At 66.9% G+C, this 21,692-nt stretch carries 20 protein-coding genes; 12 read left to right on the top strand and 8 right to left on the bottom strand.

Features of this window, described 5'->3' with window-relative positions:
• The 3 genes from ACYX7E_RS14665 to ACYX7E_RS14655 all read left to right on the top strand — a co-directional run.
• Positions 1-269 (top strand): hypothetical protein (locus ACYX7E_RS14665; RefSeq protein ID WP_462081320.1); only part of this gene is annotated, 269 nt, incomplete at its 5' end.
• A gap of 3 nt (positions 270-272) precedes the next feature.
• Complete coding sequence (locus tag ACYX7E_RS14660) at positions 273-1,106, top strand: hypothetical protein (RefSeq protein ID WP_462081319.1); 834 nt, start codon at positions 273-275, stop codon at positions 1,104-1,106.
• A complete protein-coding gene (locus ACYX7E_RS14655; protein WP_462081318.1) occupies positions 1,096-2,199 on the top strand; it encodes a toxic anion resistance protein in 1,104 nt (367 codons plus the stop codon). Before ACYX7E_RS14660 ends, ACYX7E_RS14655 begins: the two co-directional genes overlap by 11 nt.
• 42 nt (positions 2,200-2,241) lie before the next feature.
• Here ACYX7E_RS14655 and ACYX7E_RS14650 read toward each other — a convergent pair whose 3' ends face one another.
• From ACYX7E_RS14650 to ACYX7E_RS14630, 5 genes are all read right to left on the bottom strand, one after another.
• Positions 2,242-3,507 carry a replication-associated recombination protein A gene (locus ACYX7E_RS14650; protein WP_462081332.1) on the bottom strand — a complete coding sequence of 422 codons (1,266 nt, stop codon included), beginning with the start codon at positions 3,505-3,507 and terminating at the stop codon, positions 2,242-2,244.
• 270 nt (positions 3,508-3,777) lie between these two features.
• The gene (locus tag ACYX7E_RS14645; RefSeq protein ID WP_462081317.1) at positions 3,778-4,629 is read right to left on the bottom strand and encodes a hypothetical protein; all 852 of its coding nucleotides are present in this window, start codon (positions 4,627-4,629) and stop codon (positions 3,778-3,780) included.
• 45 nt (positions 4,630-4,674) lie between these two features.
• Entirely contained in the window at positions 4,675-5,304 is a 630-nt protein-coding gene (lolA, locus tag ACYX7E_RS14640) for an outer membrane lipoprotein chaperone LolA (RefSeq protein ID WP_462081316.1), read from the bottom strand.
• Positions 5,305-5,431: 127 nt separating this feature from the next.
• Positions 5,432-7,804: a DNA translocase FtsK gene (locus ACYX7E_RS14635; RefSeq protein WP_462081315.1), complete on the bottom strand. Its 2,373-nt coding sequence runs from the start codon at positions 7,802-7,804 to the stop codon at positions 5,432-5,434.
• A 53-nt stretch (positions 7,805-7,857) separates the two neighbouring features.
• Positions 7,858-8,931 (bottom strand): alanine dehydrogenase, encoded by a 1,074-nt coding sequence (locus ACYX7E_RS14630; RefSeq protein ID WP_462081314.1) that lies wholly within the window; start codon positions 8,929-8,931, stop codon positions 7,858-7,860.
• 247 nt (positions 8,932-9,178) lie between these two features.
• Between ACYX7E_RS14630 and trxB the strand changes: the two genes are divergently transcribed.
• The 5 genes from trxB to ACYX7E_RS14605 all read left to right on the top strand — a co-directional run bounded on the left by trxB (position 9,179) and on the right by ACYX7E_RS14605 (position 13,240).
• A complete protein-coding gene (trxB, locus tag ACYX7E_RS14625) occupies positions 9,179-10,147 on the top strand; it encodes a thioredoxin-disulfide reductase (RefSeq protein ID WP_462081313.1) in 969 nt (322 codons plus the stop codon).
• A gap of 78 nt (positions 10,148-10,225) precedes the next feature.
• A complete protein-coding gene (locus ACYX7E_RS14620; protein ID WP_462081312.1) occupies positions 10,226-11,380 on the top strand; it encodes a GNAT family N-acetyltransferase in 1,155 nt (384 codons plus the stop codon).
• A complete protein-coding gene (gene aat / locus ACYX7E_RS14615) occupies positions 11,377-12,114 on the top strand; it encodes a leucyl/phenylalanyl-tRNA--protein transferase (RefSeq protein ID WP_462081311.1) in 738 nt (245 codons plus the stop codon). Before ACYX7E_RS14620 ends, aat begins: the two co-directional genes overlap by 4 nt.
• A gap of 92 nt (positions 12,115-12,206) precedes the next feature.
• Positions 12,207-12,425 carry a translation initiation factor IF-1 gene (gene infA, locus ACYX7E_RS14610; RefSeq protein ID WP_462081310.1) on the top strand — a complete coding sequence of 73 codons (219 nt, stop codon included), beginning with the start codon at positions 12,207-12,209 and terminating at the stop codon, positions 12,423-12,425.
• Between the two features lie 437 nt (positions 12,426-12,862).
• Positions 12,863-13,240 (top strand): DUF6491 family protein, encoded by a 378-nt coding sequence (locus ACYX7E_RS14605; RefSeq protein WP_462081309.1) that lies wholly within the window; start codon positions 12,863-12,865, stop codon positions 13,238-13,240.
• A gap of 177 nt (positions 13,241-13,417) precedes the next feature.
• On the opposite strand, the gene clpA is transcribed toward ACYX7E_RS14605, so the two are convergent.
• Positions 13,418-15,700 (bottom strand): ATP-dependent Clp protease ATP-binding subunit ClpA, encoded by a 2,283-nt coding sequence (gene clpA / locus ACYX7E_RS14600; RefSeq protein ID WP_462081308.1) that lies wholly within the window; start codon positions 15,698-15,700, stop codon positions 13,418-13,420.
• Between the two features lie 78 nt (positions 15,701-15,778).
• The gene (gene clpS / locus ACYX7E_RS14595; RefSeq protein WP_462081331.1) at positions 15,779-16,099 is read right to left on the bottom strand and encodes an ATP-dependent Clp protease adapter ClpS; all 321 of its coding nucleotides are present in this window, start codon (positions 16,097-16,099) and stop codon (positions 15,779-15,781) included.
• A 97-nt stretch (positions 16,100-16,196) separates the two neighbouring features.
• On the opposite strand from clpS, the gene ACYX7E_RS14590 reads away from it, so the two are divergent.
• The 4 genes from ACYX7E_RS14590 to hflD are packed head-to-tail and all read left to right on the top strand — an operon-like array spanning position 16,197 to position 18,899.
• Entirely contained in the window at positions 16,197-16,679 is a 483-nt protein-coding gene (locus tag ACYX7E_RS14590) for a hypothetical protein (protein WP_462081307.1), read from the top strand.
• On the top strand, positions 16,680-17,159 hold the full coding sequence (locus tag ACYX7E_RS14585) for an NUDIX hydrolase (RefSeq protein WP_462081306.1): 480 nt from the start codon (positions 16,680-16,682) through the stop codon (positions 17,157-17,159).
• Positions 17,160-17,169: 10 nt separating this feature from the next.
• Positions 17,170-18,300 (top strand): tRNA 2-thiouridine(34) synthase MnmA, encoded by a 1,131-nt coding sequence (gene mnmA / locus ACYX7E_RS14580; RefSeq protein ID WP_462081305.1) that lies wholly within the window; start codon positions 17,170-17,172, stop codon positions 18,298-18,300.
• The gene (gene hflD, locus ACYX7E_RS14575; RefSeq protein WP_462081304.1) at positions 18,297-18,899 is read left to right on the top strand and encodes a high frequency lysogenization protein HflD; all 603 of its coding nucleotides are present in this window, start codon (positions 18,297-18,299) and stop codon (positions 18,897-18,899) included. Before mnmA ends, hflD begins: the two co-directional genes overlap by 4 nt.
• Before the next feature lie 157 nt (positions 18,900-19,056).
• On the opposite strand, the gene ACYX7E_RS14570 is transcribed toward hflD, so the two are convergent.
• A complete protein-coding gene (locus ACYX7E_RS14570) occupies positions 19,057-21,648 on the bottom strand; it encodes a bifunctional aconitate hydratase 2/2-methylisocitrate dehydratase (protein ID WP_462081303.1) in 2,592 nt (863 codons plus the stop codon).
• Positions 21,649-21,692 lie beyond the last annotated feature (44 nt).

The following is a 21,692-nucleotide window of genomic DNA, read 5'->3' as shown; positions in this document are numbered from 1 at the left end:
CGGCGCAGTCGCCTTTGCTGGAGGTGGCGATCCGCCCGTTGCTGGACAGCCTGCAGGCCCAGCATGGCGAACAGCGGACATTGGCGATCGCGCTGGGACAACTCGCCGAAGCGATCCGCGAAGGCGCGTTGCTGCATCCTGGCGCAACGGATGCGGGCGCGGGCGCGACGGACAAGCGCAAGCGCCGCAAGCTGACCCCGGAGGAGATCGAGTTCAATCGTGAGCTCGAACGCCTGCGCTTCTCCGGCAAGCCGGCGCCCGGGGACTGAACCGTGCCTTCGGCTCCGCCTGCCCTGGACGACGCCGACGCGATCGCACGCTTCGGTGAGGACTTGTTGCTCGACATCGAGCGGCTGGCGCTGCCCGCGCTGTTGATGGCATCGCCGTTGTCCGGCATCGCCGACAGCATCGCCAGCATCCGCGATGCCCTGCTCGCCGACGATCCCGCTGCCGCGCGCCGCAGGACCGGCTGGTGGGGGCGATTGCTCGGCAACGACATCGAGCAACAGGCCCGGGCCGAGCAACTGGCGGCGGACCTGCCGTGGTGGCTGGTCCGCGCGCGCGAGCAGCTGGCGTCGCTCGACCGCCACGTCGAAGACCTGGATCGCAGCCATGCTGCGTTGTCGACGCTGCTCGCCCGGATGCAGGCGGGCATCGACGCCGCAGCACGACAGCACCCGACCCTGGACGCGTCCGATCCACTGCAGGCGATGGCCGCCCCGGCGACACGGCTGGCGTCGAGGCTCGCACACCTGGGCAAGCTGCACCTGGCCCATCAGCTGAGCCTGTCCCACCTGGACCACCAGCGCAGCCACCTGCGCCTGCTGCAGGCGCGTTACCGCGATACGCTGCAACAGCTCGCCCCGCTGGCCGCACAGCAGGCCATGCTCCGCGACGGGCGTCGGCAACAGATGGTCGCAGCGCAGGCCCGTCAAGCATTGGCAGGCGTCGAGCAGGTGCTGGCCGCGACTGCCGATGAGGTTGCGCTGCAGCTGCCGACCGCCTCACCTCCGCATGCCGATGCGGGCGCCGCCATCGACGCATCCAACCCAACCGACCGCAGTACACTGCCCTCAACCGATGCAAGGAACGAGCATGAGCACTGATCGCCCCGACACGCAGCTGATCCCCGCCGGCCAGGAACTCGACGAGGCCTCGCTGAAGGCGCTGGGACTGACGGTCGCCGACGCCGGCGCGATTGCCGACGCTGCCAAGGCGCTCGAGGACATCTCTCCCGGCAGCCTGCATACCTATGGCCGCGATGCGTCCTCCAAGACCAGCCGGTTCTCGACCCAGTTGCTGGAGCAGGTCCGCAACCGCGACCTCGACGCATCCGGCGACAAGCTCGGCGAAGTGGTCAGGATCGCGCGCGGCCTGAATCTCGACGCCTTCCATGGCCGCTCCAAGGTGCCGGTCATCGGCGCGTTGATCGACAAGTTCAAGGCCGGCAAGGGCGAGCTGGTGCAGAAATACAGCACCACCAACCAGCAGATCGAGCACCTGATGCGTGATGTCGGCCAGACCCAGGTCGCGCTCGGCCAGCGGGTCAAGGACTTCGACCGCATGCATGCGATGGTGCTCGAAGAGCGTCGCGACCTCGGCGTACATGTCGCCGCAGGCAAGATGCGGCTGTCGCAATTGCAGGGACAGCTGCAGGCACTGGTCGGCCAGGAAGACCCTCAGTCGCGCAACCAGCGGGCGGAAACCGATACCGCGATCCGGATCCTGGAAAAGCGTGTCTCCGACCTCGGCGTCATGCAGCACGTGGCCGACCAGACGCTGCCGATGATCCGGATGATCCAGGCCAATGCGATCCAGCTGATCGAGAAGTTCTCGGCGGTCCGCGATGTCACGATTCCGATGTGGCGCAACCATTTCGCGATCCAGCTGTCGCTGGGCGAGCAGAAGAATGCGGTCGAACTGGCCAATGCGATCGACGACGCCAGCAATGAGCTGATGCGCCGCAACGCCGACCTGATGCACCAGACTTCGGTGGATACCGCCAAGGCCAACCAACGCTCTGTCGTCGACATCGATACGCTGCGCCACGTCCACGACAAGCTGATCCAGACCGTCGAGGAAGTCCGCTCGATCCACCGCGAGGGCATCGAGCAACGCCAGCAGATCGAGATCGACCTGGCCCAGCTGCGCGACAGTCTTCAGCAGAACCTCGCGACGCCGACGACCGCGCAGCAGTAACTGCCCACAACAGCCAGCGCACGCTGGCTCGCCGACACAGCCTCAACGTCCCTGGCGTTCCGCCTTCGCAGTCCGCAGGGCCAGCAGCTTGTCGCGCAGCTTGAGTTCCAGGCCGCGCTCGACCGGGTGGTAGTACTCGCGCTCGCCCATCGCATCCGGGAAGCAGGTCTGGTCCAGCGCGACGCCCCCTTCGGCGTCGTGGTCGTACTGGTAGCCCTTGGCGTAGCCCAGTTCCTTCATCAGCCGGGTCGGTGCATTGCGCAGGTGGATCGGCACGTCCTGCGTGCCGTACTCGGCGACATCGCGGCGGGCCGCGCCGAAGGCCTTGTAGGCCGCATTCGACTTCGCGGTGCTGGCCAGATAGATCACCAGTTGCGCCAGTGCGAGTTCGCCTTCCGGACTGCCGAGGCGGTCGTAGGTGTCCCAGGCATCGACCGCCATCTGCAGGGCGCGCGGATCGGCCAGGCCGACATCCTCGACCGCCATCCGCGTCATCCGTCGCGCCAGGTAGCCAGGGTCGCAGCCGCCATCGAGCATGCGGGCAAGCCAGTACAGCGCGGCATCGGGATTGGAGCTGCGCACGGATTTGTGCAGCGCCGAGATCTGGTCGTAGAACTGCTCGCCGCCCTTATCGAAGCGGCGCGTGCGATCGGCCAGCACCTGCTCCAGGATCGCGGTCGTGATCGTGCCGCCCTCGCCGACCAGTTCGCCGGCGATCTCCAGCAGGGTCAGTGCGCGCCGGACGTCGCCATCGGCGGCCACCGCGATCAGGCGCAGGTCGGCGCGATCGACCTGCAGGTGCAGGCCGGCAAGGCCGCGCGGTTCGTCGGCCAGCGCCTGCTCCAGCGCGACCAGGATGTCGTCGGGCGACACCGCTTCGAGGACATGCACCCGGCAGCGCGACAGCAGCGCCGAATTCAGTTCGAACGAGGGATTCTCGGTAGTGGCGCCGATGAAAACGATGGTGCCGCGTTCGATATGCGGCAGGAATGCGTCCTGCTGCGCCTTGTTGAAGCGATGCACCTCGTCGACGAACAGCACCGTGCGGCGGCCTTCATCGAAACGGTGCGCGGCCTCGGCCAGCACCTGGCGGACCTCAGGCAGGCCCGACAGCACCGCCGACACCGAGCGGAATTCCGCATCGGCATACTTGGCCAGCAACAGCGCGAACGTGGTCTTGCCGCAACCCGGTGGTCCCCACAGCACCATCGAATGTACGTGGCCGCCTTCGACCGACTGCCGCAATGCCGACTCCGGCGACAGCAGCCGGCGTTGTCCGACCATGTCGTCGAGCGAGCGTGGCCGCATGCGCTCGGCCAGCGGCCGCAGTCCGCTGCGGTCAACCTGCAACAGGTCACCGTGGGCGGCAGCGGGCGTGGTGCGGGAGCGAGCCAAACAGGAATCCGCGCAGGTCAGGAGGACGGATGGAGGACAGACATTATCAAGCCATCGTCGCAGGCCGTGTGATCGGCGTGCAGCTTGGCCCGTCAGATCCGCGTGTGACGGGGCGATGTGCGGGCAGCGCTGTGGCGCACCGTGCCCCCGTGTTCGCGAAGGCAGTCATCAGTGCCGCGTTCCTCAGGGCTTGGGCAGCATCGCCGGCAACACCACCGGCACGCCGCCCTGCCCCAGCGTGTAGTCCACGCGCAGCCAGGTATCGCGCTTGATGTCGTACAGCGACTCGATCTGCAACGGCATCTCGCCGGCGGCCCCGAGGTCGGCGGTCCCGGCGGCACTGATGCGCAGCAGGCGGGTCCCGGCCTCGACGGTACGGATGCGCTCGAACTGCAGCCGCGACACGCCTTCGCCGTACTCGCGGTCCAGGTCGGTGGCGACGCGGTTCTCCAGCTGGATCATCAGCATCGCGTCGTTCGGGGACTCGCGCTCCGATTCGGTGACGCCACCGATGACCAGTTCCGGATCGCCGGCGCTGAGGAACAGGGTGTCGTAGACGGTGCGGAAGCGGAAGCCGATCCAGTCGTCGTCGTCGGCCATGCGCACGCGTCCCAGGCCGCTGACGCTCTTGTCGCGCGGGCCGGCGGCGCGGGCATCGATGCTGTCGAGCTTCAGCGAGATCGCCGGCGTCGCCAACTGTTCGGACAGGGCCGTGACGAGCACGGCCGCGACCGAATTGTCGAGCGACTCGTCACCCGACGATGCCTGCCCGGGCACGCCCTTGACCGCCGCGGGCTTCGCCGCCGGGACCGGTGCCGCCACGGGCGGCGGCACCACCTGTTCGGCGGACGCCGGCTGTACGCCCTGGACTGCCGATTGGGTTGCCGGCTTTGCCGATGTCGATGCGGGTGACGTCACCGTCGCAGGTGTCTGCGCGCCGGCCGGCATCATCGGCAGGGCCAATGCCATTGCCAGCAGCGGCGATGCCAGCAACCGGTGCGGCAAGCGGCGATGCGTCCGCGGGGTCATCGACATCGTTTCTCGCCATCCGGGCGTGCCGTCCATGTGCGGTCGCATCGCTCAGTCTTCGCCGACCACGTCGACGCCCGCGGGCGGCGTGTAGCGGAAGGTCTCGCGGGCGAAGGTGGGATTGCGTTTCCAGCTGTCGAACGCGATCTGGGTGCGCTGGCCGAGCGCGTCGATGATCTCCATCTTCGCCAGTCCCTGCGCACCCAGGCCCAGGCGGGCCGACTGGAACGCGGCATCATCGCCCGCCTGCTTCGGACGCAGCAGCAACCACTGCAGGCCGTCGCGGATGCCGGCATCTTCGACGCGGTAATCGCGATCCAGCCTGCCCGGGTCGATCAGCGCGGCCAGCGGGCTGTCCTGCTCGGCGCTGCCCTGCGGGCGGCGCGTGACCTGGTCGAGATCGGGATCGAACACCCAGACGGTGCTGCCGTCGGCGACGATCAGCTGTGGATAGGGTTTGACGTATTCCCACCGGAACAGGCGCGGCGCCGACAGCGCGACGCGGCCGCTGGAGGTCTCGCGGACCTTGCCGGACTCGTCGAACACCTGCTGGGTGAACTGGCCGTCGAGTCCCTTCAGTCCGCGCGTGAACGCATCGAGCTGGTCGCGGGCACCCGCGTGGACATTGGCGGCGGCCATCAGGGCGACGGCGGCGAACAGCCATCGGCGGGAAAGGTTCATCGCAGGACTCCGCATGGATTCGGTGGAGGGTGTCGGTTGCAGACCAGAGTGTGGGAACGAGAACCTGAATAGGAACTCACGAACGCGCCCATCCCATTGCGGTGATGGCCTGCGTTCAGGGTTAACGTCATTTCGGCGGTGGAGGTGCCAACACCGAACGATCGCCGTTGTGTTCCGGCGGCGAGACCACGCCTGCGGCCTCCATTGCCTCGACCAGCCGCGCGGCGCGGTTGTAGCCGATCTTCAGCCTGCGCTGCACGCCGGAAATCGATGCGCGCCGGGTCTCGGTGACGATGCGCACGGCCTCGTCGTACAAGGGGTCGCTCTCGTCGCCACCGCCGCCACCGGCCTCGGGCAGCCCGGTCGCGCCGACCACGGTGCCGTCGCCCATGGTCTGGACTTCATCGAGCACGCCCTCGACGTACGACGGGCCGCCGCCGAGCTGCTTCAGGTGCTCGACGACGCGATGGACTTCCTCGTCGGACACGAACGCACCATGCACGCGCTCGGGCATCGCCGTGCCCGGCGGCAGGTACAGCATGTCGCCATGGCCCAGCAGGGTCTCGGCGCCGGACTGGTCGAGGATCGTGCGCGAGTCGATCTTAGAACTGACCTGGAACGCGATGCGGGTCGGGATATTGGCCTTGATCAGGCCGGTGATGACGTCGACCGACGGACGCTGGGTCGCCAGGATCAGGTGGATACCGGCCGCACGCGCCTTCTGTGCGAGGCGCGCGATCAGCTCTTCGACCTTCTTGCCGACGATCATCATCATGTCGGCGAATTCGTCGATGAAGATGACGATGAACGGCAGCGTGTCCAGCGGCTGTGCGACCTCGTTGGAGTCGGGGTTCGGGCGGAACAACGGGTCCAGCATCGGCTGCCCGGCGTCCTCGGCGTCCTTGACCTTCTTGTTGAAGCCGGCCAGGTTGCGCACGCCGACCGCGCTCATCAGCTTGTAGCGACGCTCCATCTCCGCGACGCACCAGCGCAGGCCGTTGGCGGCCTCCTTCATGTCGGTGACGACCGGGGCCAGCAGGTGCGGAATGCCCTGGTAGACGCTCAGTTCGAGCATCTTCGGGTCGATCATCAGCATCCGCAGTTCCTTGGCGGACGCCTTGAACAGCAGGCTCAGCACCATCGCGTTGACCGCGACCGACTTGCCCGAACCGGTGGTACCGGCGACCAGCAGGTGCGGCATACGCGCCAGGTCGGCGACCACCGACTGGCCGCTGATGCCCTTGCCCAGCGCCAGCGTCAGCGGGCTGCCGGACTTGTCGTATTCCTTCGAGCGCAGCAGCTCGCTGAGGTAGATCATCTCGCGGGTGGTGTTGGGGATCTCGATGCCGATCACCGACTTGCCCGGGATCACATCGACCACGCGCACCGACTTCACCGACAGCCCGCGCGCGATGTCCTTGTCCAGCGAACTGATCTGGCTCACCTTGATGCCCGGCGCCGGCTCCATCTCGAATCGCGTGATCACCGGGCCCGGCTGGGCCTCCTTGACCTCGACATCGATGCGGAAGTCCTTGAGCTTGAACTCGATCTGCCGCGACAGCGTTTCCAGCGTGTCCTCGTCGTAGCCCTTGGGCTGCGGCTTGGGGTCGTCGAGCAGCGACAGCGGCGGCAGGCCGGACGGATCGCCGCCGGTGCCATGGAACAGCGGGATCTGCTGCTCGCGCTTGGCGCGCTCGCTCTTCTCGACGATCGGCGGCGTCGCCGGCGGCTCGATCTTGACCGGCGCACGCTTGGCGCGCAGTTCGGAATCGACCTTGCGGACTTCCTGGCGTTCCTCGCGATGCACGCGCGCCTGCTTCCACTCGTCGGCCTGCTTGCTGCCCCGGCGCAACAGGTCCGGCAGCTTCAGCACCTGCTGGCCGATCCGGTCCATGACCGCCAGCCACGACAGGCCGGTGGCCAGCGTGACCGACACCAGCAACAGCGCGATCAGGAACAGATTGCCGCCGATCTGACCAAAGCCGCGATTGAGCGAGCTGCCGATCAGCCGGCCGAGGATGCCGCCGCCGCCTTCGGGGTAGCCATCGACCGCCGGCAGCCGCAGCGCCAGCAGGCCGGTGACCGCCACCAGGAAGCCGACGATACCGACCAGGCGCAGGGCCGGGCCGAGGTCGATATGGCCGTCGCCGTCGGTATCCATGCCGAACAGCGCGATCCAGGCGATGACGCCCAGCACGATCGGCAGCAGGTAGGCCACGAAGCCGGTCAGCGACAGCAGCACGTCGGCCAGCCAGGCCCCGATGGGACCTCCGGCATTCTGCAGCGGCGCCGTCAGGCTGCCGGAACTGGTCGACCAGCCGGGATCCTCCGCCGAATGGGTCGCCAGGCAGACAAGCAGGTACAGCAGGAACGGCGCGATGACGATCAGCAGGATGTCGCGCACCAGCCGCTGCCGGCGCGGATTGGGGGCGCTCGCGGCGGTCTCGGCCGCGGCGTTGCTGCGTTGACGCTTGCTACGTTCCGGAATCGCGCGTGCCACCGTGGGTAATTACCTTAGAAAAATGATCCAATCGATTGATGTTACTTCAATAATTACCCGTTTGCACCGCTTGCAAGCAAGGCCGGATGGACCACCCGGCCGGCTTCGACGTTCAATCCCCGGCGCATCGCGGGGTGCTCGCGCCAGCGGCCCACGGCGATCAGGTCGACCCACGGCAGGATCGCTGCGCAGATCGCTTGCGACGAGGTCCGCGGCACCGCGCCGGGCATGTTGGTGACGCAGAAATGGGTCACGCCCTCTTCCACGTAGGTCGGTTCCTGCCAACTGGTGGCGCGCGAAGTCTCGAAGCAGCCACCCTGGTCGATGGCGATGTCGACCAGCACGCTGCCGTCCTCCATGCCGCGGATGACCTTGCGGCTCAGCACATGCGGTGCGACCGCGCCGGTGACCAGCACCGCGCCGATGACCAGGTCGGCGTCCGCGCATTCGCGGGCGACGTCGTCGTCGTAGGGATGCAGGGCGGTGACGTTGTGGCCCAGACGCACCATCGCCTCGCGCCGGTCGCCACGCGTCTCGAACACCACGACCCCGGCACCGCTGGCGGCCGCCAGCGCCGCGGCGTTGCCCCCTGCAGCGCCTGCCCCGAACACCACCACCTTGCCGCGCGCGGTCGAGGCCAGCCCGCCGAGTAGCACGCCCTTGCCGCCCAGCGGCTGGTGCAGGTAGTGGGTGCCGACCTGCACGGCGATCTTGCCGGCGATGATCGACATCGGCGCCAGCAGCGGCAGTTCGCCGCTGTCGAGTTCGACGGTCTCGAACGCGATCGCGGTCAGGCCGATGTCGACCAGCCTGCGCGTCAATTGCGGCAACGGCGCCAGATGCAGGTAGCAGAACAGCAGGTGATCCTCGCGCAGCAGCGCAAGATCGCCCTCGATCGGCTCCTTGACCTTGACGATCAGTTCGCCGCGGGCATACAGCTCGGTGGCATCGCTGGCAATGCGGACGCCGAGCCGCGTGTAGTCGTCATCGGCGAAGCCCGACTTCGCGCCGGCATCGTGCTGCAGCCAGACCTCGTGCCCACGCCGCACCAGGTCGCCGGCCGCGGCCGGCACCAATGCGACACGCCCTTCCAGCGGCTTGGTCTCTTTCGGGATACCTATCCGCATCGTGCGTCTCCGTTGGTCTGTGTCACCGGTGTGTCACTGCCTGGCCCATCGCATGGCCTGCCGGCATCGCGAGGGCCGCGAGCTGCCGAGATGGACCTGTAGTCGACAACAACCGACGAACACGACCCGATGCCCATGCCAGTGCCGGACCACGCATGTGCGGACCGCGATACGCCTTGTGTTGGCGCATCCGCGCCTCCAAGCTATAACGCTCAAAACGCAGCAATGCCATGGCCAGCGAGTATACATGAGCGCTTCTTCCGTCAATTCCTCCAAACACGCCCAGTTGCTGATCCTCGGATCCGGCCCCGCCGGCTGGACGTCGGCGGTCTACGCCGCACGCGCCAACCTCAAGCCCGTGGTCATCACCGGCATGCAGATGGGCGGTCAGCTGATGACTACCACCGAAGTCGACAACTGGCCCGGCGATGCCCATGGCCTGATGGGACCGGACCTGATGGCACGCCTGCAGGCGCATGCCGAGCGTTTCGAGACCGAGACGATCTTCGACCACATCCACACCGCCGACCTCTCGCAGCGACCGTTCCGGCTCAAGGGCGACAGCGGCGAGTACACCTGCGACGCCCTGATCATCGCCACCGGCGCCACCGCCAAGTACCTGGGCCTGCCGTCGGAAGACGCGTTCAAGGGCCGTGGCGTTTCGGCCTGCGCGACCTGCGACGGCTTCTTCTACAAGGATCAGGATGTCGCGGTCGTCGGCGGCGGCAACACTGCGGTCGAGGAAGCGCTGTACCTGTCCAACATCGCCCGCAAGGTCTACCTGGTGCACCGCCGCGACACGCTGCGGGCCGAGAAGATCATGCAGGACAAGCTGCAGGCCAAGATCCAGGCCGGCAAGATCGAGCCGGTCTGGCACCACACCGTGGACGAGGTGCTGGGCAACGAGGCCGGCGTGACCGGCCTGCGCGTGAAGTCGGTACACGACGGCAGCACCCGCGACCTGGACGTGCACGGGTTTTTCGTCGCGATCGGGCATACGCCCAACACGACGCTGTTCGAAGGCCAGCTGGCGATGAACAACGGCTACCTGAGCATCCGTTCGGGCCTGGATGGCGGCGCCACCGAGACTTCAGTCAAGGGCGTGTTCGCCGCGGGCGACGTCGCCGACCAGGTCTACCGCCAGGCCATCACCTCGGCCGGCTTCGGCTGCATGGCCGCGCTCGATGCCGAGCGCTTCCTGGACCAGCAGGGCTGATTGCCCGCGACCCGCACGGCGGCCGGGGCGCACGCCTCCGCCGCCTGCTGGCGACCCGCCTGCCTGCGACCACCGTCGATGCCCACGCTGCGCATTCTTGAGGCGCTGCCGGACGACATCGCCCCGGCCTGGGATGCCCTGCACGACGGCAATCCCTTCGTCAGCCATGCCTTCCTGTCCGGCCTGGAGCAGCATGGCTGCCTGCGTCCGGACTGGGGATGGCGCCCGCAACACCTGGCGCTGTGGGACGGCGATGCCCTGGTGGCCGCGGCCCCTGCCTATCGCAAGCAGAACTCGCATGGCGAGTTCGTGTTCGACCATGCCTGGGCCAACGCATATGCGCGCTACGGGCTCGACTATTACCCCAAGCTGCTGTGCGCCTCGCCGTATTCGCCGGTGACCGGCCCGCGACTGTTGACCCGCGACCCTGCGCTCCAGCGCAGCTTGCTGACCGCGATGACGCAGGCCTGCGAAGGCCGGCAGCTGTCGTCGGCGCACGTCAATTTCCATACCACGCAGGATGACCAGGCGTTCGACGACGCACGCTTCGAAGGCGGCTGGCTCGCGCGCAGCGACGTCCAGTACCACTGGCGCAACCCGGGCGACTGGCGCGACTTCGACGATTACCTGGCGGCGATGGACCACAAGCACCGCAAGAACATCCGCCAGGAACGCCGCAAGGTGTTCGATGCGGGCGTCACGTTCCGCGTCGTCCATGGCGATGAAGCCAGCGAGGACGATCTCGACGCCATGCACGGCTTCTACCTGCAGACCTTCGCCGAGTACGGCAACCACCCGGCGCTGACCCGGGCGTTCCTGCAGCACCTGGCCACCACGATGCCGCGGCAACTGGTGATGATCTTCGCCGACTGGCACGGCGAGGCCGCTGCCGGTGCGCTATGCCTACGCGGCCCGGACACCCTGTACGGCCGCTACTGGGGCAGCCGCCTCGACCTGCCCGGCCTGCATTTCGAGACCTGCTACTACCAGGGCATCGCGTACTGCCTGCGCGAAGGCCTGTCGACGTTCGAACCCGGCGCCCAGGGCGAGCACAAGCTTGCACGCGGATTCCTGCCGACCCTGGTGCGCAGCCGGCACTGGATCGCCGATCCGGGCTTCCGCGAACCGCTGCGCCAGTGGTGCCTGGAAGAACAGGTCTCCGTCGAGCGCTATGCCGCGATGCTGGCGCAACGCTCGCCGTTCCGCGACCTGCCCGCACTCACGGCGACATGAGCCGCATCCCGCTACCGCAGCTCGATGCGGATCCGAACGCGCCCTTCCCTGCACCGGACAGCGCACTGCGTTATCCCGATGGCCTGCTCGCGTTCGGCGGCGACCTGTCGCCGCCCCGGCTGCTCAACGCCTATCGGCACGGCATTTTCCCTTGGTACTCCGAAGGCCAGCCCATCCTGTGGTGGTCGCCCGATCCGCGCACGCTGTTCCAGACCGATGGCGTCCACCTGTCGAGGCGTTTCCGCCGCGAGCTGCGCCGCTCGCCGTGGACGGTCCGTGCCGACCACGCCTTTGCCGCCGTGGTGGCCGCCTGTGCCGACAGCCCGCGTCGTGGCCAGCGCGGCACTTGGATCGTGCCGGCGATGCAGCAGGCCTACGGCGCCCTGCACCGGCTCGGCCACGCCCACAGCGTCGAGGTCTACGACGGCGAGACGCTCGTCGGCGGCATCTATGGCGTCGCCGTCGGCCGGATGTTCTTCGGTGAAAGCATGTTCAGCGCACGGCCCGGGGCGTCCAAGGTCGCACTGGCCGCCTTGGCGCACCGACTGCAGGCCTGGGGTTTCCCGCTGATCGACGCCCAGGTCGAGAACGACCACCTGAGCCTGCTCGGCAGCCGGTCCTGGCCGCGCGAGCGCTTCCTGGCATCGATCGCGCCCCTGGTCGCCGCGCAGGACGGTCCGGGAGCGTGGGAAGCGCGGTTCGGGACGCTGGCCGCTGGGGAACTTGCGGTTTAACCAAAATTTTGCTTCGCAACCCGGGTCGTGTCACAATGGCCTGCTTTCCTCGTGGCGCTTGCGCCCAACACACCTCACTGGCTACAGGACGAATGGCGAAAGACGACGTCATTGAATTTGAAGGTTCCGTTTCCGAAACGCTTCCGAACACGATGTTCCGGGTGAAGCTCGAAAACGGCCATGAAATCATTGCCCATATCTCGGGGCGGATGCGCAAGAACTACATCCGCATCCTGACCGGGGACAAGGTCAAGGTCGAAATGACCCCGTATGACCTGACCAAGGGACGCATCACCTACCGCATGAAGTAAGCCGGACCGTCGTCTTCGACGTGCCTGGCGATCATGCGCAAGAAGGCAGCCGCAATGGCTGCCTTTTTTGCTGCTGCGCAGCAAGTTCTCAGGTCCCCGCCCCGCATCCCGACCTTCCATCGCGCGCGCCCGAACGGGCGTTCGCGCACGGCGCATTGTGCCTGCATGTTTCAGGCTCATCGGCTCATCGACTCGACAACTCAGCGACGCGGCGCCGTGGTGCGCGAAAAAACGGGCCCGATACTGTGCAGGACGTCACGCAGATCACCGCAGACATGCTCGCCTCCTGATCGAGGGATGCCAACCACCCACAAAAGGTTGCAGCCGATCGGGGTACCACGTCTTCAGTCATGTGCACTTCCGCCAGATTCGCGAACCGCCGCCGGCACCTATCTTGGCGCCACCCGCTCCCGGGCCATCAACACAGGTGTCGTGTCATGCAAATCGTATCCCCCAAGCAGTGCCTCCTGTCCGCGGCCACCGTGCTGCTCTTGCTCGCAGGGTCGGCCCATGCCAAACAGGCGGATGCCCTCAGCGAATGCGTGAATCTTGCCCAGGGCAACCAGATCGTCCGCAGCGGCGGAGGCAACCACTTTCTGCTCAAGGACGGCGACTCGCATTACAAAGTCAGCCTCAGCCGCAACTGCGGTTCGTTGCCGACCGCCTCGAAGATCGCCATCAAGACCGGCGAGCAGGTCAACCGCCTGTGCCCGACCGGCACCGTCGTGGTGACCAACCGCGACAGCTGCAGCGTCGGCGAAGTCACGCCGGTGGATGCCGAGGAATTCGCACGCCAGCAGCGTCGTCGTCGCTGAGCCGAAGATCGGCGCACCCGCGTCACGCCGTTTTACTCCGGCCGCTGATCGCAGGAACCACCGTGTTGCCTTTGCCGTGAGGGTCGCGCATGGCAGTACGGCGCGATGGTAATGACCAAAAAAAGCGCCGCACGTGATGTGCGGCGCCGTCGTTTGCGGGTGGCGCTTGCCGGCGGGTCAGACCGTGGCCGGCAGCAGCTTCTCCGGTTCCGCCTGGCTGTCGACGACCAGCTTGTCGTCGCGGACATCCACCGTGACGCGCCCACCGCCACTGAGCTTGCCGAACAGCAGTTCGTCGGCCAGTGGACGCTTGACATGGTCCTGGATGATCCGCGCCATCGGGCGCGCGCCCATCTGCGGATCGAAGCCATGCAGGGCCAGCCAGTCGCGCGCCGTCGGGGTCACCGACAGCGTGACGTTCTTGTCGTGCAGCAGGGCTTCCAGCTCGATCAGGAACTTGTCAACCACGCGCAGGATGTGGTCCATGCCCAGCGACTGGAACTGGATGATCGCGTCCAGCCGGTTGCGGAACTCCGGCGTGAAGCCCTTGCGGATCACTTCCATCGCGTCGGTGCTGTGGTCCTGCTGGGTGAAACCGATCGACCGCCGCGCGGCCTGCGCCGCACCGGCATTGGTGGTCATCACCACGATGACGTTCTTGAAGTTGGCTTCGCGTCCGTTGGTGTCGGTCAGGATGCCGCGATCCATGACCTGCAGCAGGATGTTGAAGATGTCCGGATGCGCCTTCTCGACCTCGTCGAGCAGCAGCACGCAATGCGGCGTCTTGACGATCTTCTCGGTCAGCAGGCCGCCCTGGTCGAAGCCAACATAGCCCGGGGGCGCACCGATCAGGCGCGACACCGAATGTGGCTCCATGTACTCGCTCATGTCGAAGCGGACCAGCTCGATGCCCAACTGCAATGCCAGCTGGCGCGTGACCTCGGTCTTGCCGACGCCGGTCGGGCCGGCGAACAGGAAGTTGCCGATCGGCTTGTCGGGATTGGCCAGCCCGGAACGCGCCAGCTTGATCGCCGACGTCAGCGTCTCGATCGCCGGATCCTGCCCGAAGATCACCATCTTCAGGTTGCGCTCCAGGTGCTGCAGCACGTCCTTGTCGGACGCGCTGACCTGCTTGGCCGGGATCCTGGCCATCTTGGCGACGATGGTCTCGACTTCCTCGACATCGATCAGGGTCTTGCGCAGATCCACCGGCAGCAGGCGCTGGCGGGCACCGGCCTCGTCGATGACGTCGATCGCCTTGTCGGGCAGCAGGCGATCGCCGATGTGCTTGACCGACAGATCGACCGCCGCGCGCAGCGCCTCGTCGGCATAGGTCACCGAATGGTGCGACTCGTACTTGGGCTTGAGCCCCTGCAGGATCTCGTAGGTCTCGCTGATCGTCGGCTCGACGATGTCGATCTTCTGGAAGCGCCGTGCCAGCGCACGGTCCTTCTCGAAGATGCCGCGGTACTCCTGGAACGTGGTCGAGCCGATGCAACGCAGCTCGCCCGAGGCCAGCGCGGGCTTGATCAGGTTGCTGGCATCCATCGTGCCACCGGACGCCGAGCCGGCACCGATAATGGTGTGGATCTCGTCGATGAACAGGATCGCGCCCGGATGCTTCTTGATCGCGGTCAGCACCGCCTTCAGGCGCTTCTCGAAATCACCGCGATACTTGGTCCCGGCCACCAGCGCGCCCAGGTCCAGCGAATAGATCGTCGCGTCGGCCAGCACCTCGGGCACCTGGCCGTCGACGATGCGCTTGGCCAGGCCCTCGGCGATCGCGGTCTTGCCGACGCCGGCCTCACCGACATACAACGGGTTGTTCTTGCGCCGGCGGCACAGCACCTGGATCGTGCGCTCGATCTCCTCGGCACGCCCGACCAGTGGATCGATCCGCCCTTCGAGCGCGGCCGCGTTGAGGTCGCTGGCGAACTCGCTCAGGGCATCGCCCTTGGCGTCGCCGTCGGCCCCGTCGCTGGTGCGCCCGGCGGCATCCTCGTGCTCGCCCTCAGGCTCGTCGCTGCCGCTCTTGGCGATGCCATGCGACATGTAATTGACGACATCCAGCCGGCTGACATCCTGCTGATTGAGGAAGTAGACCGCATGCGAGTCCTTTTCGCCGAAGATCGCGACCAGCACGTTGGCGCCGGTGACTTCCTTCTTGCCCGAGGACTGGACGTGGTAGACGGCCCGCTGCAGCACCCGCTGGAACCCGAGCGTGGGCTGGGTATCGCGACCGTCGTCTTCCGGGAGTTTGGACACCGAGGCGGCGATCGCCTGCTCCAGGTCCGTGCGCAGGCGCTCGAAGTCGGCCCCGGTCGCCTTGAGGACGGCCTCGGCCGAGGAATTGTCGAGCAGTGCAAGCAGCAGGTGTTCGACCGTCATGTACTCGTCGCGCGCCTCGCGGGCACGCTTGTAGCACTGGCCGATGCTGTATTCGAGATCCTTGCTGAACATGGGGCGTGGGCCTCCGTGGGTCTGCGACCTGTAATGGGGCCGCGATCCGGATTTTCCATGCCCGGCCCTTATCGGCTTTTAAGCCTTTTCCATCGTGCAGAGCAAGGGGTGCTGGTTCATCCGGGAATATTCGTTCACCTGGGCGACCTTGGATTCGGCGACTTCCCGGCTGTAGACCCCGCAGACGCCCCGTCCCCGGGTATGCACGTGCAGCATCACCTGGGTCGCCTTTTCGGCGTCCATCGCGAAAAAGCGCAGCAGAACGTCGACGACGAAGTCCATCGGCGTGTAGTCGTCGTTCAGCAGCATCACCGAGTACAGGGGGGGGCGCGCCAGTTCCGGCTTGCTGGTCTCGACGACCGCGCCGTGGTCGTGATCATGGATGGACTTTCTCGTCATCCGCCCATTATACGAGCCCGCCTGCCCGACCCAAGCCTGCCGATGGACGGCAGCCATGAGCCCCTTCAGAATGTGTTTTTCCCAGGAGCCTCCCCGTATGCGCCTTCGCACTGCCACATGGTTGTTCAGTTGCCTGCTGCTCGCCCACCCGGCCTTTGCCCAGGACAGCGGCGACAACGCCGCGATCACGGCCAAGCTGGAGTCGGTCGGGGTCAAGTTCGAGGTCGACGGCGACGGCGATTTCAAGTCGGTCTACAACTACGAGGACGAGGGCCGCACCCAGCTCGTGTTCGTCTCGGGCAAGGTCAACGAGCTGGAAGGCATCGTGGTCCGCGAAGTGTTCTCACCGGCCGCCAACGTGCCCGACGGCGGCTTCACCAGCGCCCAGGCGCTGAAGCTGCTGGCCGACAGTCAGGACAAGATCCTGGGTGCCTGGGAGGTCTCCGGCAGCACCCTGCTGTTCGTCGTGAAGCTGCCCGACAACGCCGACGGCAAGGCCTTCGAAACAGCGATGGACGTCGCTGCCGCGGCCGCCGACGACATGGAGATCGCGCTGACCAATGGCGCGGACGAGTACTGAATGAGCTACCGCGAGGGGCGCTTCTGGCAGCCGGACGTCACCGTGGCCACGGTCGTGGTCGCCAACGGCAGGCTGCTGTGCGTCGAGGAGCACGCCCAGGGGCGGCTGGTGATCAACCAGCCGGCCGGCCACCTCGAGCCGGACGAGAGCCTGTTCGAGGCCGCCTTGCGTGAGACCCGGGAAGAGACCGGCTGGGACGTACGCCTGACCGCGTTCATCGGCGCCTACCAGTGGAAGGCCCCGCGCAACCCCGACGGCAGCGGCGACCGGCATTACCTGCGGTTCGCGTTCGCGGCCGAGCCGGTGGCGCACGATCCAGCGCGGCCGCTGGACGACGGCATCGTCCGCGCCCTGTGGATGACGCCGGCGGAATTGCAGGCCGAGCACGCCCGCCATCGCAGCCCGCTGGTCTGGCAGGTCGTCGCCGACCATCTGGCCGGCAAGCGTTCGCCGCTGTCGTTGCTGCAACAGATCCCGTGAGCCTGGCCCCGTGAGCGCGGCGCGCGTCATCGTCGGTCTGTCGGGAGGGGTCGATTCCTCGGTCACCGCCCTGCTGCTGCGCGATGCGGCGCTGGCCGGTGGCGACAGCGTCGCCGGACTGTTCATGCAGAACTGGGCCGACGACGGCAGCGGCGACTGCCGCGCCGAGGACGACCGCCGCGACGCGGTGGCCGTGGCTGGCAAGCTCGGCATGGCGATCCACTTCCGCGACTTCTCCAGCGAATACTGGGAGGGCGTGTTCGCCCATTTCATTGCCGAGTACGCGGCCGGCCGCACGCCGAACCCGGACGTGCTGTGCAACCGCGAGATCAAGTTCAAGTATTTCCTCGATGCCGCCCGCGACATGGGCGCCGACGCTATCGCCACCGGCCATTACGCGCGCATCGACCACGCCCACGGCCAGTGGCGCCTGCTGCGCGCACGCGACCGCAGCAAGGACCAGAGCTACTTCCTGCACCAACTCGGCCAGCAGCAACTGGCCGCGACCTGCTTCCCGCTGGGCGAGCTGCTCAAGACCGAAGTCCGCGACATCGCCCACCGGGCCGGCCTGGTCACGGCGGCGAAGAAGGACTCGACCGGGATCTGCTTCATCGGCGAACGCGACTTCAGGACCTTCCTGTCGCGCTACCTGCCGGCAAAGACCGGCGAAATGCGCACGCCCGACGGCCGCGTCGTCGGCGAGCATCCGGGCGTGTTCTATTTCACGCTCGGTCAGCGCGAAGGCCTGCAACTGGGCGGCCTGCGTGGATTCGACGCGGCACCGTGGTACGTCGTTGGCAAGGACGTCGAGCGCAATATCCTGTTCGTCGACCAGGGCAGCGAGAACCGCTATCTGCAGTCGCAGCGGTTGTGGAGCGAGTCCATGCATTGGATCGGATCGCAACCGCCCTCATCTAGATTCCAATGCCATGCGCAGACGCGCTACCGCCAACCGGAGGAACCCTGCGAAGTGATCGTCAACGATTCAGGCTGTCTGGAAGTCCGCTTCACCCGTCCACAACGCGCCGTCACGCCCGGCCAGTCGCTGGTGCTCTACGACGGCGACGTCTGCCTGGGCGGCGCCGTCATCGCGCGGACCGACGCGCCGCTCGAGATGGCCGCCGCGGGGATCGCAGCATGATCCACGACCGCATGCTCGCCTTGGCCGGCGTGGTACAGGCGCTGAAGCAGGTCCGCAGGATCGCCGACACCGGCCAGGCCGACGCCACGGTGCTGTCGAGTGCGCTCGACAGCGTGTTCCGCATCGAGGCGGATTCCATCGAAGCGGTCTACGGCGGACGCCAGGCCTTGCGCCCCGGCCTGCTGTTGCTGCGCAACTACTTCAGCAACCAGGGCGACGACGAACTGCTGCCCAAGCTGACGTTGTCGGTGCTGCAGCTCGAACGCCGGTTCTCGGCCGACCAGGACATGGGCGAGGACGTGCACGAGGGCATCCTCGCGGCCAAGCTCATCGCCGAGCGGCAGGGCAATACCCATCCCGAGGTACTGTCGGCGCTGGGCGCGCTGTATGCCGAGACCGTCAGCCACCTGCGCCCCAAGGTCATGGTGCAGGGCAACCCGCATTACCTGGGCCAGGCCGACATCGTGGCCGAGATCCGCGCGGTGCTGCTGGCCGCGCTGCGCTCGGCGGTGCTGTGGCGCCAGCTCGGCGGCAATTATTGGGACTTCCTGTTCTCGCGTCGCCGCATGGTCGAAGCGATCGAAGAACTGATGAGCTGATCAACTGCTGAGCCGAGCCACTGCGGTTCGCGGCCATGACCACTGTCGCCGTTCGCACGCCCCACGATGGCGCGCCGCGCAATCGATTGAAACCAGAACGCCCGGCATGGCCGGGCGTTCTGCTGTGCGACTCACTGCCTTGGCAGCGAGCGCGATGTCACGCGGCGACCGAGTCGGCGACCTTGCTGTAGTCCTCGATCTGGTCGAAGTTCATGTAGCGGTAGATCTCCGCGCCATTGGCATCGAGCACGCCCATATCGGCCATGTACTCGGCCTTGGTCGGGATCCGACCCAAACGCGAGCAAATCGCGGCCAGCTCGGCCGAACCCAGGTAGACGTTGGCGTTCTTGCCCAGGCGATTGGGGAAGTTGCGGGTCGAGGTCGAGAACACCGTCGCGCCCTCCCTCACCTGTGCCTGGTTGCCCATGCACAGCGAGCAACCGGGCATCTCCATGCGCGCGCCAGCGGTGCCGAACGTGCCGTAGTGGCCTTCCTTGGTCAGCTCGGCGGCATCCATCTTGGTCGGCGGTGCGACCCACAGCTTGGTCGGGATATCGCGCTTGCCTTCCAGCAGCTTCGACGCGGCGCGGAAATGACCGATGTTGGTCATGCACGAACCGATGAACACTTCGTCGATCGCGACGCCGGAGACTTCCGACAGCGTCTTCACGTCATCGGGATCGTTCGGGCAGGCCAGGATCGGCTCGTGCACGTCGGCCAGGTCGATGTCGATGATCGCGGCGTACTCGGCATCGGCATCGCGCTCGAGCAGCTGCGGATCGGCCAGCCACTGTTCCATCTTCTCGATGCGGCGCTTGATCGAACGCGGGTCCTGGTAACCCTCGGCGATCATCCACTTCAGCAGCGTGATGTTGCTGTTGATGTATTCGATGATCGGCGCCTTGTCCAGGTGCACGGTGCAGCCGGCGGCGGAGCGTTCGGCCGATGCGTCGGACAGTTCGAACGCCTGCTCGACCTTGAGGTCCGGCAGGCCTTCGATTTCGAGGATGCGACCGGAGAAGATGTTCTTCTTGCCCTGCTTGGCGACCGTCAGCAGGCCCTGCTTGATCGCGTACAGCGGGATCGCGTTGACCAGGTCGCGCAGGGTCACGCCGGGCTGCAGCTTGCCCTTGAAGCGCACCAGCACCGACTCGGGCATGTCCAGCGGCATCACGCCGGTGGCCGCGGCGAACGCGACCAGGCCCGAGCCCGCCGGGAACGAGATGCCAACCGGGAAGCGCGTATGCGAGTCGCCACCGGTACCGACGGTATCGGGCAGCAGCATGCGGTTGAGCCAGCTGTGGATCACGCCGTCACCGGGGCGCAGCGAGATGCCGCCACGGGTCGAGATGAACTCGGGCAGCGTGTGGTGGGTCTTGACGTCGACCGGCTTGGGGTACGCCGCGGTGTGGCAGAACGACTGCATCACCAGGTCGGCCGAGAAGCCCAGGCACGCGAGGTCCTTAAGCTCGTCGCGCGTCATCGGGCCGGTGGTGTCCTGCGAACCCACCGAGGTCATCTTCGGCTCGCAATAGGTGCCCGGGCGCACGCCCTGGCCTTCGGCCAGGCCGATCGCACGCCCGACCATCTTCTGCGCCAGCGTGAAGCCCTTGCCGGTATCGACCGGGCGCTGCGGCAGGCGGAACAGGTCGGTGACCGGCAGGCCCAGCGCCTCGCGCGCCTTCGCGGTCAGGCCGCGACCGACGATCAGCGGGATGCGGCCACCGGCGCGCACCTCATCGAACAGCACGTCGGACTTGACCTGGAACTCGGCGATGACCTTGCCCTCCTTCAGCGCCTTGCCGTCGTACGGGCGCAGTTCGATGACGTCGCCCTGCTCCATTTGCGACACGTCGAGCTCGATCGGCAACGCGCCAGCGTCTTCCATCGTGTTGTAGAAGATCGGTGCGATCTTGCTGCCCAGGCACACACCGCCAAAGCGCTTGTTCGGAATGAACGGGATGTCCTCGCCGGTCCACCACAGCACCGAGTTGGTCGCCGACTTGCGGCTCGAACCGGTCCCGACGACGTCGCCGACATAGGCGACCAGATGGCCCTTGTCCTTGAGGTCCAGGATCTGCTGGATCGGACCGCGCTTGCCGTCTTCCTCGGGGGTGAACGGCGCGCCATCGCGCTTGTTCTTCAGCATCGCCAGCGCGTGCATCGGGATGTCCGGGCGCGTGGTCGCGTCCGGCGCCGGCGACAGGTCGTCGGTGTTGGTCTCGCCCGGCACCTTGAACACGGTCAGCGTCAGGCTCTGCGGCACTTCCGGCTTGCTGGTGAACCATTCGGCATCGGCCCAGCTCTGCAGCACGGCCTGCGCATTGGCATTGCCGGTGCGGGCCTTCTCCTGGACATCGTGGAAGGCATCGAACATCAGCAGCGTGTGCTTGAGCGCCTCGGCGGCGATCGGCGCCAGCTCGGCGTTGTCGAGCAGCTCGACCAGCGGATGGATGTTGTAGCCGCCGAGCATCGTGCCCAGCAGTTCGGTCGCGCGCGCCGGCGACAGCAGGCTGCACTGCTCGGTGCCGAACGCGACGGCAGCGAGGTACGAGGCCTTGACCTTGGCGGCGTCGTCGACGCCGGCCGGTACGCGATGGGTGATCAGGTCGACCAGGACTTGTTCTTCGCCGGCGGGCGGCGCTTTCAGCAGCTCGATGACCTCGGCGGTCTGCTGCGCGGTCAGCGGCAACGGAGGAATGCCCAGCGCGGCGCGCTCGGCTACGTGGTGGCGGTAGGCTTCCAGCATGGGGAACTCCGGTGTTCGGTGGAATGATGTGGGTCGTGGTGCGG

Source organism: Luteimonas sp. RIT-PG2_3 (assembly GCF_054902115.1).
The sequence above is the reverse complement of the archived record's forward strand: the minus strand, read 5'-3'. Positions and strand labels throughout refer to the sequence as shown.

Coding starts and splice junctions, on each gene's coding strand:
- ACYX7E_RS14655 (WP_462081318.1), top strand. CDS start 1,096: ATGAGCACTGATCGCCCCGACACGCAGCTGATCCCCGCCGGCCAGGAA.
- ACYX7E_RS14650 (WP_462081332.1), bottom strand. CDS start 3,507: ATGCGGCCACGCTCGCTCGACGACATGGTCGGACAACGCCGGCTGCTG.
- ACYX7E_RS14645 (WP_462081317.1), bottom strand. CDS start 4,629: ATGTCGATGACCCCGCGGACGCATCGCCGCTTGCCGCACCGGTTGCTG.
- lolA (WP_462081316.1), bottom strand. CDS start 5,304: ATGAACCTTTCCCGCCGATGGCTGTTCGCCGCCGTCGCCCTGATGGCC.
- ACYX7E_RS14630 (WP_462081314.1), bottom strand. CDS start 8,931: ATGCGGATAGGTATCCCGAAAGAGACCAAGCCGCTGGAAGGGCGTGTC.
- trxB (WP_462081313.1), top strand. CDS start 9,179: ATGAGCGCTTCTTCCGTCAATTCCTCCAAACACGCCCAGTTGCTGATC.
- ACYX7E_RS14620 (WP_462081312.1), top strand. CDS start 10,226: ATGCCCACGCTGCGCATTCTTGAGGCGCTGCCGGACGACATCGCCCCG.
- aat (WP_462081311.1), top strand. CDS start 11,377: ATGAGCCGCATCCCGCTACCGCAGCTCGATGCGGATCCGAACGCGCCC.
- infA (WP_462081310.1), top strand. CDS start 12,207: ATGGCGAAAGACGACGTCATTGAATTTGAAGGTTCCGTTTCCGAAACG.
- ACYX7E_RS14605 (WP_462081309.1), top strand. CDS start 12,863: ATGCAAATCGTATCCCCCAAGCAGTGCCTCCTGTCCGCGGCCACCGTG.
- clpA (WP_462081308.1), bottom strand. CDS start 15,700: ATGTTCAGCAAGGATCTCGAATACAGCATCGGCCAGTGCTACAAGCGT.
- clpS (WP_462081331.1), bottom strand. CDS start 16,099: ATGACGAGAAAGTCCATCCATGATCACGACCACGGCGCGGTCGTCGAG.
- ACYX7E_RS14590 (WP_462081307.1), top strand. CDS start 16,197: ATGCGCCTTCGCACTGCCACATGGTTGTTCAGTTGCCTGCTGCTCGCC.
- ACYX7E_RS14585 (WP_462081306.1), top strand. CDS start 16,680: ATGAGCTACCGCGAGGGGCGCTTCTGGCAGCCGGACGTCACCGTGGCC.
- hflD (WP_462081304.1), top strand. CDS start 18,297: ATGATCCACGACCGCATGCTCGCCTTGGCCGGCGTGGTACAGGCGCTG.
- ACYX7E_RS14570 (WP_462081303.1), bottom strand. CDS start 21,648: ATGCTGGAAGCCTACCGCCACCACGTAGCCGAGCGCGCCGCGCTGGGC.